We start from the raw sequence: 11,226 nt of genomic DNA on the forward strand, positions 1-11,226 counted from the left end.
ACCCGCTTTTATTAGGGCAAAGTACTTATTAACGTTGTTATTTCTCCAAAGGGGGATGGTATTACTTCTCATTGCTCCCTTCCCCCTCTGAAGGCGCCTCAGCTGCCGGCTGGTTCAGCAGGCTCATAATGTCCCTGCTGATCCTATCTTTCATGCTCCTGTACTGGCCTTTCAGCTCTTTGATACGTGCTACCTCGGCAGCAACCTCCTCTCTGAGCCTTGAGAGGCTGCCTCTGTCCCCCCTGCGGTAGGCTTCTTCTATCGCCCTTCTTTTTCCCTCCAACCCGTTTAGTATCTCACTGGCTTCTTCGGGGATGTTTTCCCTCCTCACGGAGTCTATCGTGGCCAGTAGCTCTTTGTAGCTCTTTCTGAAGTTGTACTTCCGGTATGTCATAACTAGGAGAAGCAGTACTATCAGGACGGCTATACCTGCCGCCACCCTGATGCCGTAGTAAACCGGATCCATCTGCATGTCCGGCGTTAGCTCCCTTATCTCGCCTGGACCCAGTGAGACAGTGGTGGTGTAGTCCTTCTTCCCCTCCTTTTTGAGCATCACCGCATAGCTTCCCGGCTGAATGGAGATGGACGTCGGTGCGGTTCCGTAGTAGGTTCCGTCCACGTAAACCTCCGCCCCTGAGGGTCCGTTTATTTCGAGCTTCGCCGGACAGGGCTCCAGGCGGGCCGCCACCGATACCGGTGCGGGCGAGTTTATTGACACCTCTTCCCGGTACTCCCCGCAGAACCCGTCGGCCCTCACCGTGACGTTGTGATCCCCTGCGGGAATCGTGTAGTTCAGAAGGGGCGTCTTGCCCACGGGTATCCCGTCTATGACAACCTGGGCACCATCTACGTTGGAGTAGACGTTTATCGTACCGTTGGCAAGGGGCAGGGAAATGTACTCTTTGACGACATCACCGGAGGAAACGCTCACCTCGACGACCTTCGTGTGGTAGTACTCCCTCGCGACCTTTACAGTGTAAGTTCCTGGGAGGACTGTGAATGCCGTAGGAGTCTCCCCTATCTCGGTGTACTCACCGCTCTCCATCAGGTACACCCTAGCGTCGCTGGGGTCGGTCAGTATCTGGATCACTCCCGGAACCCGGTAGAGCGCAACCGTGCCGTCCTTGGTCCCAACCGCCAGGTAGTTCCCGTCCTGAGAGAGTGCCACTGCGTAGACCGGAGAACCAAGGTTTTCCTTCCAGAGCAGGTAGCCTTTCTCGTTGAAGACGTAGACGTTCCCTCCCGTGTCGCCCACCGCGATTACCCTGCCCGTTGGGGTGATATCGACGTCAAAAGCCGGCGCGTCCAGCTTGTACCTCCACACGAACTCCCCGGAGGGCCGGTAGAGATAGACGTAGTAATTCCCCGAGCCGGTCCACTTTCCGCTGGGATCGAGGTGGAGTCCCGTCACGGCAGCGTAGTACTTCTCCGATATGGCCGTGCCCACGACGGCATCGTCGAACTCCCTGGTGGACTTCAGGAACGTCCCCGAGAATAGGAAGAGCTTGCTGTACTCGTTGTCGTCCCTCCGGTAGAACCACGGGGAGTGCGACACCACCAGGTAGTTTCCGTAGGTGTCCACCTCAGGCAGATCAACGCCCACGAGGTTCGTGGATATCCTCGAGCCGGTGTGGCTGAAGCGTATTATCTTCCCCTCGCTCCCGACGTATATCCTGTCCTGGCCCGCAGACACCGATGAGAAGAATTCTTTGGTCTGTGAGGTGTATGTCCAGAGCACGTGCTTTCTGTCGTCCAGGTAGATTATCTTCCCGTACTCCGGGGAACCGTCCCTGTTCGTGTCGTAGCCAACCGCGGCCACGATGTTCTTGCCATCCTTGGCTATGTCAAGGGACGCTATGAAGCCCCCGGTCAGGTAGTCCCATATCGGCCTCCCATCCCAGCTGAAGTAGTATATCCTTCCGTTCTTGCCTCCAGCTACCACGTACTGGCCGTTTGGTCCCACTTTGATAGCGTGAACCTCGGTGTTGACTTTGTACGTCCATTCCGGTGTTATCTGCGGTGCAGAGGCCTTCACGTGAGCTGTTCCTGGGGCGGACATCAGTAGCAGGAACATCACGATAACAATGACCGTCTTCCACTTAGCGGCCACCATGGCTCAAACCCCCGTCCGGCGTTTCAATGAGCTTGAAAAAGAAAGTGAAGGACAATCCAATCACCTCTTCCGATCCTTGATGACGGACAGTTTGCCCCTCTTCCTTGTTATCTTGAATCCCAGCCTGCGGTAGCCGTGGACGTTCTCGGCGTAGAGCCTGAACTCCTTCTTCTGTATGCTGAACCGTGTGAATCTAGGGACGTCGGAGACACCGGTTTCCCTCTTTATCATCTCGTCTATCTCCTCCCGGTGCTTTAGGTAGTACTCCACCATCTCCCCGAGGGTCTCTTTAGGGTCGCCCTCGAACTCCTCGTCCCTGACCACGTACTCCACAGGCCCGTAGCCTGGAACCTCTATTCTTCCGTCCACCCTCTGTCTCCTCCCGCCCCCGCCGGCGGTCGTGATTGTCGGTGTAATTCCTGCACGTCTTTTCGGTTCCCGTTTTCCGCTCACGGTTTCGCTCTCCACCTCGAGCTTCACCCTGTCGAGCAGGACCCTCAGCTCATCTATGGTCGACTTCCCTATCGGAATGCCCTCGCGCATCATGAGCTCAAGCTGTTCTATGGCCCCTTCTATTTCCGCCTTGTACTCCCTGGAAAGGCCCTTCAGCTCCTCGAGCGCCCCTATGAGTCCTGCCTTGTCGTTGAGCTGGGCGTGAAGTAGAGCGTTCCTGCTGAGCTGTTCCGTGAGCCTGCGTTTGAGCCTCGCGAGTTCTTCCCCGCTGGTGGTCATCATTGTCGTCCGGGTTTTCTCGATCTCCCGCTCAATGGCTTCCTTCTCCTTCTCCAGCCTCTCCACCAGTTCAAGGTCGTGGAGGAACTCCTCGACGCTCTGGTAGCGGTCTTCCTTCCTCTTCGCGAGAAGCTTCTCGAAAATGCCGTCGTACTTCGCCAGGGCCCCGCTGAAGTGACTCGGTGGCAGGGTCTTCGCGCTTCCCCCAAGGAGGCTTGCGACGATTGCTGTCTTTGATGACCCCTCGTAGGGGAGTTTGCCCGTCAGGAGTTCGTAGAAGATGAGGCCGAGCTGGTAGATGTCCGTCCTCGCGTCCGTGCCACCGTGGACGCCCGGATTGAGCTGTTCTGGGGCGGAGTAAAGGAGCGTTAGGCTCTCGGCGGTGGTAGGGACAGCCGGGGAAGCCCCGATCTTCGCCAATCCCCAGTCGGTTATTTTTGGCGTCATGTCCCCCTTGAGGAGAACGTTCTCCGGTTTGAGGTCGAGGTGGTAAATGCCCTTCGAGTGAGCGTGCGCCAGTCCGCTCGCTATCCCTCTGATAAGCTCCAGGGCCCTTTTCTCGCCGACCGGTTTGGGATAAGCTCCAAGGTCTCTGACGCGGGTTCCATTGACTTCAATGCCCTCAACGAACTCCATCTCCAGGTACGGAACCGGGAGAATATCGGCATCGTGGAGTCGCACTATGTTTGGATGGTTCAGGTGGAGCCAGGCCGAGACCTCCTTCAGGAAGCCCTTGCTAGTCTTCTCATCTATCCTCGGTATCTTGAGGGCGGCTACCTTTCCGTCTTCCCTCCTCTTGACCTTGAATACCTTCGCGAAGCCCCCTTCCCCTAGGAACTCGAGGGGTTCATACTTCCCTAGAAGCTCTTCTGGGAACAGGAGACTCTTGTCTCTGGGCGTGTTGCGCGTTCCATCCTCCTTTTGCTGCGACTTGGTCTTTCCCCCGGACTTTTTCTTCCGTCTTCCCAGCGTGAATATCCCGAACACAGCCACGGCCGATAAACCCAGTGCTAGGAGTACCATGTTCCAGCTGGTAGTTTTTCCTGTCGAGGCCTCTTCGCTCTCCAGAATCACACTGCCGACCACAGCGAGCGAGAACTCGGAGACCTTTACCTCCGTGGAGTCGGGGATCAGGGGCGGCACTGATGGTGGGTCAAGTTGCAGGAACCTGTTCTCGCTGGTTGAGATGGATGCCTGCACCCCCGAGATGTTGGAGACCCTGCACATCGGGCATTCTTTGGGCATCGCGCCAATGTCTAGAGTGAGGAGGGTAACGTGGGGCTTGTCCATGTTCAGGTACGACCTCATCGCGACCGTCAGCGTTTCCCCTGTGAGGGACGCGTCGAGCACACGACCCCCTACCGGAGCTGTGTATATTCTGTGCGTCCTGATTTCGCCGGTTTCGTCCGTTACAAGTACCACCACGTCGCCCGAGTCGAAGATGCGCGTCGCGGTGCCCACCAGCACGAGGTCGTTCGCCCCAAGAATAACCCGTTCGATGGACAGTTTGGCGCCTTCATGGGAGTACGTCCTCGCGAACTCCACGGCGCCGTTCGGTTTCAGCTTGACGAGGAGCCCCTTCACCCCCAGGTCCGATTCCACGCTCCCCGCGAGGATTATTCCGTCGTCGGTTCTAGCCACATCCGCCAGCTTCGTCCCTGGATAGATGCCGTAAACCTTTCCCCACATCACGACTCCGCCCGCGGAGATCATCGCCACGGCCAGGCTCTTGCCTTTGTTGCCCGCCAGCAAGATGTAACCGTTCTCCAGGGCCTTCACCTTCAGGAGTTTGAGGTCGTACACCCCCCTGTACCTGTAAACCCACTCCAGGTTCCCAGAGGGGTCCAGTTTGAGGATCAGATACTCCCAGGGAGTATCGAGTTCTATCAGCCCGAACACGCTCCCGTCGTCCGCCACGCTTGCGTCCACTAGGTCCCTACCGCCCGGTGACGCGTACACTCTTGTCCACTCCACGTTCCCGTTTCCGTCGAGCTTGATTATCCATACTCCCCTGCCGTCTCCGACCGTACCTCCTGCAATGATGGAGCCTTCGGGTCCCCTGGCCAGCACCTTTCCGATGAAACTGTACTTGCTTTCGACGAGCTTGGACCACACCACTTCCCCGTTTTCTCCAATCCTGGCCACTACCACGCCCTGTTCAGTGTTTCCAAGCAATACAATGTCGTTCCCAATATATTCAACACTCACCGTTCCTTCTGGGTCAATGTTGGAGTACGCTTTCGCCCAGGGCTCGGCCGCCGCCTGTGGGAGTGAAGCCATCAGGAGGGTTAGGATGAGACTGAAAATCAGACTTGCCTTGAATTTCGATGCTGCTGTCATTTCCACACCACCACCGTCACGTTGTCCCTTGTGACGGGCAGGGCCTCTTCGATCAGCCTTCTAGTTATCTCCTCCGCGCTCCTGCCCTGTGCGGCTATCCCGACTATTCTTTCTTCGTCCACGTAGTCATGAAGCCCGTCGGAGCTGAGCAGGAGAACGTCCCCGTGCCTCAGCTTCCATTCGTAAAAATCAACCTCAAATTTGGCCCCGAGGGCCCTCGTTATGATGTTCCGCATCGGGTGCCTCCTCGCTTCATCGGGGGTTATCTCACCTCTATCAACGAGCTCCTGGACGAGTGAGTGGTCCTTCGTCCTGGCGATGATTCTTCCGTTCCTTATCAGATACGCTCTGCTGTCCCCGGTATTGGCTATGAGAACCCTTCCTGGGGAAACGAGGGCGGACACAAGGGTCGTCCCCATTCCTTCCCTCTCTCCCGTGGCGTTCTCCAGTATTCTGGAGTGTGCCAGCTCGTACGCTTTCCTGAGCGTTATCCGGGTGAGATACTGGGGAGCGCCAGGTTCGTACTCCTGGAGAAGCGTCTCTTTCAGAACCTCTATTGCAATCCCGGAAGCCACCTCGCCGGAGCTATGGCCCCCAAGCCCATCGGCCACCGCCAGGAGATACGCGTCGGGCAGTTTCAGGATTAAAAAGCTGTCCTCGTTGTTGTATCTTCCCCCAACGTGGCTTATGCCGGATAAAAATGGAAGAAAAACTGCCATCGTTCCCCCATTGGACTCGGCCATTAGCCCTCCACCTCCCTCTGCACCTTGTGGAGGAGTACTTTGAGCTCGTCCAGCGTGGACTTGCTTATGGGCACGCTCTCGCGCATCATCAGCTCGAACTGGCCTATTGCGCCCTCAAGCTCCTCCCTGTGGGCCTTTGAGAACGCCTTCAGGTCTTCCAGTGCGTTGATGAGTCCGGCCTTGTCGTTGAGCTGAGCATGAAGGAGGGCGTTCCTGCTCAACTGTTCAACCAGCTGGCGCATGAGCTTTTTGAGCTCTTTGCTATCGGTCGTCATGTTCATCGTGGTCTTTGTCTTCTCTATCTCCTCGGCCAGTTTATTTCTCTCCGCGTCGAGCTTCTTCATTAGCTCAAGATCGTGGAGGAACTCCTCGACGCTCTGATAGCGCTGTTCTTTCTCCTTTGCGAGAAGCTTCTCAAAAATGCCGTCGTACTTCGCCAGAGCAATATTGAAGTGGCTCGGCGGCTTGGGCTTCACGGCAGGGTTTATCACCTTGGCCATGACAACGGCGGGAGAAGTCCCCTGATAGGGGAGCTTGCCCGTTAGCAGCTCGTAGAATATGAGTCCGAGCTGGTAGATGTCCGTCCTGGCATCGGTGTGGCCGTAGGTCTCGTCGTCGAGCTGTTCCGGAGCGGCGTAGAGAAGGGTTAGGCCCTTTGTTGTCGTGGCAGTCGTTGAAACTGCACCGACTTTAGCCAATCCCCAGTCGGTTATCTTAGGAGTCAAATCACTGGTTATGAGGACGTTCTGGGGCTTCAAATCCCTGTGGAAGACCTGCTTGCTGTGGGCGTGTTTGAGGCCCTCTGCGATACCCCTGATGAATTGGAGTGCCTTTTCCTCCTCGACGGGCTTCGGATACTTGCCGAGGTCTCTGATGACCTCGCCGTTGAGCTGGATTCCGTCAACAAACTCGATTTCTAGGTGTGGCAACGGCTCGTCGAAGGCGTTGTAGAGCTTCACTATGTTGGGGTGATCAAGCAGGCGCCAAGCTTTAACCTCCTTGAGGAAGAACCTCTTGGCCTTCTCGTCCAGGCGGGAGACCTTTAGGGCTATGATTTTTCCGTCTGATTTCCTCCTTACTTTGAATACCTTTGCAAAGCCGCCCTCACCAAGGAATTTGAGGGGCTCGTATTTGTTGAGGAGCTCGGGGGGGAAGTAGGGGACGAGCTTTGGTGGGGTTCTAATTTCTGGTTGAGCGGTCGTGGGCAAACCTTCATCTTCAAAACTTTTCGTGTCTTTACCGCTGGATCTCCTGCTGTGTACGTAACCTAGGACAACAATTCCAACTCCGACAAGAATCATGGCTATTAGTGCATAAGAGAAACCACCATTTGTGGTGCCGGAGAGATCTGCGTAACTCCTGGTTTCTGTGGGAGTGTACGGGTGGGTGACATACAGCGAGACATACGTCCTCTTGCTGTATGTCTTGTCTTCCAACAATCCGGGATCAGTGTACTGAACCGTTACAGTTATCGTTTTGCTTCCGCTGGATTCAGATGACGGAACAAACACTCTAAACTCGAAGGTTCTGCTTTCCCCTTGGGGGATTTTATCTACGTATGCGGTTTCTGGGGATATCACTATGTTGCTGTATCCCGCGATTTCTGGAGTGACTCTAACATCAACGGCATCGTCATCTCCAATCTCCTTAACCGTGACGGTCAATGTTGCATAGTTCCCCGCCGTTATGGATTGGGGTTTTAGATACGCAGATACGTCTATCTGAGTGGTTCCCCCGATTCCTAATACTTGCGGCGTTCCAATGAACAGAATCACCGTTAGGGCGAGTACTATCTTAAAGAAAAAGGGTACGCGTCTCATCCCCCAAACTCCTCCGCCCACTTCTCGTACCGCTCGATCTCCTTCCTCGTCAGCGGGCTCTTGATCCTCTTGAAGGCCTCCTCGAAGTCCCTCATTTCCAGGGGTCTCGTCCTCAGGGAGCGCTTTCTCAGCTCGTGGAAGGGAAGCTCCGCCAGCTTGTGGAGATCCCTGTTCTCCTCGCGTATCATGTGCCATATCGCCTCCTGACAGAGGTTCTTGAGGTCCCTTCCGGAGTAGAGCCTCCTGACGCTCTCCTCCGCTATCGCGTCGAGATCAAGCCGGCTTATGTCCAGTCCGCGGGTGTTGATCTTGATTATCTCCTTCGTGGCCTTCTCGTCCGGCAGCGGGACGTAAATCCTGCGCGGGAAGCGGGAAAGGACCGCCTCGTCCAAATCCCAGGGAGTGTTGGTCGCCGCCAAAGTCAGGACCAGTATGTCGCTCTTTTTGTCCTGGAAGCCGTCGAGTTCCGTGAGAAGTGTTGAGAGCATTCTCCTCGAGGCCTCGCTCTGGTCGCCGGAGCGCTTGGTCGTCAGGGCGTCTATCTCATCCATGAAGACTATGCTCGGGGCCTTTTCCCTGGCAACCTCATAGAGGGCCGAGATTATCTTGGTGGACTCGCCGAAGTACTTGCTGAGGACATTGCTGGCCTTAACGCTGAAGAAGGTCGCGTTCAGGCTTCCGGCCGCTGCAGAGGCGAGCAGCGTTTTGCCGGTTCCCGGCGGGCCGAAGAGCAGGATACCCTTCCAGGGCTGGATCGATTCGGGCCTCTGCAGGGCGGAGATGACGACCGTTTCCATCATCAGCATCTTGACCTCTTCCAGCCCGCCTATGTCGCTCCACTTGACCTTGGACTTCGTTATCAGGTTCTCGACGTATTGCTTGAACTTGTCCTCCTCGCCGTCCTCCGTCCCGGCCTCCTTTCCGCTTCCACCTTCTTTCATCGGCCTGTGCTTCCTCTTTACCCCGTAGCGGCCGGCTTCAACGTCCCTCGCTATGGTCTCCCACTTCTTGGCCTTCTGCAGGTAGCTCTCGCGGTTGAACTCGTCATACTTCGCGAGTTGCTTCAGTATCCTGGAGCATTCGAGGGCCTTTTTTCTGGCGGTTTCCTTGTCGCCCTTCTTTATCGCTTCCTCAAACTCCTTCTTGGCCTTCCTAAAGGCTGACATCAGGGGACCGGAAAGATCGACGGGCATCCCAACCACCACCATGGTTTTGGATTGATATTACCTCTGTGTTTAAAAAATAAAAATTTCGGGCGGCTATATCCTGATTTTGCGGGTTGATCCAGCCTGACCCCTTTACGACCCCTTTCTGACCCGAATGGGCCGTTTATGAAACGTTTGCGATGCGTTTGAAACGTTTTAAGCTGAGCCAATTTTGAGCCTTTTATGAGCCAGCTGAGCCCTTTCATTTGGCCTGCCGTGAGGCATTCTTGAGTCAATTCCGAATCAATTGGGGCAATCATATTATCACACCTCTACATCAACTTGAGTATTGGGCGTTTGATTATACCAAACTTGCTCAACTCTCACCTCGACACCTCCCTCTCGATCCTCAGTAACAGCGCCCTAACCTTTTCCTCGACCTCGGAGCTTATCGGAATCCCCTCCTTCAGCAGCATCTCCACCTGGGCTATCGCGTTGAGCAGGTCGTCGAGGTTCTCCTCCGTGTAGAACTTGAGGTCGTCCAGCGCCGCCAGCAGTTCGGCCTTATCGTTGAGCCTCGCCGCCAGAACCGCGACCTTAACCGTCTTGCGGGCGCTTTCAATCTTCAGCCTCTCGAACTCCTCCCGCGAGCGGCTTCTCCTCAACGCCAGGCCGGTTTTTATTAGCTCGCCTTTCTCCCGCTCCAATTCAGAGAGGGATTCCAGGGCATTTAGGAACTCCTTAACGCTCTGGTAGCGCTCTTCTTTCCTCTTCGCCAGGAGCTTTTCAAAAACTCCGTCGAGCCTCTTGAGCTCAGGCTTGAGCTCGGACATGGGCTTGGGCTTTGCGTGGAGGATTTTTCCAACGAGGGCACCAGGAGAGGTGGCTTTATACGGGAGCTCGCCCGTTAGGAGCTCGTAGAAGATCAGCCCGAGCTGGTAGACGTCGGTTCTTCCGTCGGGTTCGCCGTAGGTTTCTTCGTCAAGCTGTTCAGGAGCGGCATACAGCGGGGAGTAGCCGTAGTGCCTGCTCAGCGAGCTCCTCGCGCTTATCTTCGCCAGTCCCCAGTCCGTTATCTTTGGCGTCAGGTCGGCTTTGAGGAGGACGTTCAAGGGTTTGAGATCGAGGTGGTAGATGCCCTTTGAGTGTGCATGCTTGAGACCCTCGGCGATGCCCGTGATTAGTTTAATTGCCATCCTCTCGGGAACGGGCTTTGGATAAGCTCCGAGGTCTCTGAACAGCTCCCCATCGATCTCAGCGCCCTCAACGAACTCCATCTCCAGATACGGAACCGGCAAGATGTCTGCCCTGTAAAGCCTGACTATGTTCTCGTGGTTTAGGTTGTACCACGCGGCGACTTCTTTGACGAACAGGCCGCTCGTCCTCTCGTCTATTCTCGGTATCTTGAGGGCAACAATCTTTCCGTCTTTCCTTCTCTTGACCTTGTACACCCTGGCGAAGCCGCCCTCACCGAGGAATTCAAGGGGTTCGTAGCGTGAGAGAAGGGCTTGTGGGAAGTCCTTTGGAATCTCTCCATTGGAGGGTTTCTTCGTGTCCAAAGTTAGTAAGTCATCTGGGATTTTTATTGTCAATTTTTTCCTCTTCCTGGGGCTTTCCTCACCAGCCCGTGGGCCATTTGATTCCGTTGTAACTCCCACGAAATCCTTGAGGGTGCGGTTTATCCTCTCCACCACGATCTTTGCCTCTTTGCTTTCGATTTTCTCGTGTCTCCTCTTGGCCGTCTCTAAAAGCCTGCGAATCTGCGTAGAGGTTATTTTGTATGTTATCTTCCATTGCCCCCCGATCCTTCCGACTCCGAGGTCATCGGGAGAAACCTCGATGTAGGCCTCCGGTAGAAATGAGGCGGAGTACCTCTTCCTGGCAACGAGTGTCCCCTGGTATTCCCTACCGTTCAGGACCTGGGATATATACGACAGGTGCCTGTCTTCCCATTCCCCTGCCCTCACGAGTTGGGTCAGGTTGCGTATGACTTCCTCTGGGAGAAGGTCCCTTAGAGGCGTTCCGGTGGGAGCATCGGTTGGAGGTCTCACGGCATCTCCATAAAAGCCAACGAAGTACCATCTGCCGTCGAGGGGATTCATGCTAATGAACAGCACTATCCCCCTGCGGAATCTTTTTGGCCTGTTGAGAATGGTACCGTAGTATTTGTCAGGGGAGAATCCCTCGTAGAAGTTCCACCATTCGTGAGCATATCCCGTTTGCCTGACAAACTCGAAGCCTGATTCATACCTTCTCCTGAATGCTTCCCAGTCAAACCCTTTCCAGCGGTTGAAGGACCAGTTTATCTTTGCCACCAGTTTATCCAATCAATC

General features: G+C 55.4%; 6 protein-coding genes. All 6 read right to left on the minus strand.

Going from position 1 to position 11,226, the window contains the following annotated elements:
- Window positions 1–61: 61 nt before the first annotated feature.
- Window positions 62–2,113, minus strand: coding sequence for a PEGA domain-containing protein (locus tag GQS_RS00100; RefSeq protein WP_014011608.1), 2,052 nt, complete (start codon window positions 2,111–2,113; stop codon window positions 62–64).
- A gap of 60 nt (window positions 2,114–2,173) precedes the next feature.
- Window positions 2,174–5,185 carry a serine/threonine-protein kinase gene (locus GQS_RS11050; protein ID WP_014011609.1) on the minus strand — a complete coding sequence of 1,004 codons (3,012 nt, stop codon included), beginning with the start codon at window positions 5,183–5,185 and terminating at the stop codon, window positions 2,174–2,176.
- Window positions 5,182–5,928, minus strand: a complete 747-nt coding sequence (locus GQS_RS00110) for a PP2C family serine/threonine-protein phosphatase (protein ID WP_014011610.1) — start codon at window positions 5,926–5,928, stop codon at window positions 5,182–5,184. Before GQS_RS00110 ends, GQS_RS11050 begins: the two co-directional genes overlap by 4 nt.
- Window positions 5,928–7,748: a serine/threonine-protein kinase gene (locus GQS_RS00115; RefSeq protein ID WP_148236337.1), complete on the minus strand. Its 1,821-nt coding sequence runs from the start codon at window positions 7,746–7,748 to the stop codon at window positions 5,928–5,930. The genes GQS_RS00110 and GQS_RS00115 overlap by 1 nt, the downstream gene beginning before the upstream one ends.
- Window positions 7,745–8,941 (minus strand): 26S protease regulatory subunit, encoded by a 1,197-nt coding sequence (locus GQS_RS00120; RefSeq protein WP_014011612.1) that lies wholly within the window; start codon window positions 8,939–8,941, stop codon window positions 7,745–7,747. The genes GQS_RS00115 and GQS_RS00120 overlap by 4 nt, the downstream gene beginning before the upstream one ends.
- A gap of 335 nt (window positions 8,942–9,276) precedes the next feature.
- Window positions 9,277–11,220 carry a serine/threonine-protein kinase gene (locus GQS_RS00125; RefSeq protein ID WP_014011613.1) on the minus strand — a complete coding sequence of 648 codons (1,944 nt, stop codon included), beginning with the start codon at window positions 11,218–11,220 and terminating at the stop codon, window positions 9,277–9,279.
- Between the last annotated feature and the right edge of the window lie 6 nt (window positions 11,221–11,226).

The organism is Thermococcus sp. 4557 (assembly GCF_000221185.1).
Lineage (GTDB): Archaea > Methanobacteriota_B > Thermococci > Thermococcales > Thermococcaceae > Thermococcus.

Excerpts from the sequence above, each read along its gene's own strand:
- GQS_RS00100 (WP_014011608.1), bottom strand. The coding sequence starts at position 2,113 with ATGGTGGCCGCTAAGTGGAAGACGGTCATTGTTATCGTGATGTTCCTG.
- GQS_RS11050 (WP_014011609.1), bottom strand. The coding sequence starts at position 5,185 with ATGACAGCAGCATCGAAATTCAAGGCAAGTCTGATTTTCAGTCTCATC.
- GQS_RS00110 (WP_014011610.1), bottom strand. The coding sequence starts at position 5,928 with ATGGCCGAGTCCAATGGGGGAACGATGGCAGTTTTTCTTCCATTTTTA.
- GQS_RS00115 (WP_148236337.1), bottom strand. The coding sequence starts at position 7,748 with ATGAGACGCGTACCCTTTTTCTTTAAGATAGTACTCGCCCTAACGGTG.
- GQS_RS00120 (WP_014011612.1), bottom strand. The coding sequence starts at position 8,941 with ATGCCCGTCGATCTTTCCGGTCCCCTGATGTCAGCCTTTAGGAAGGCC.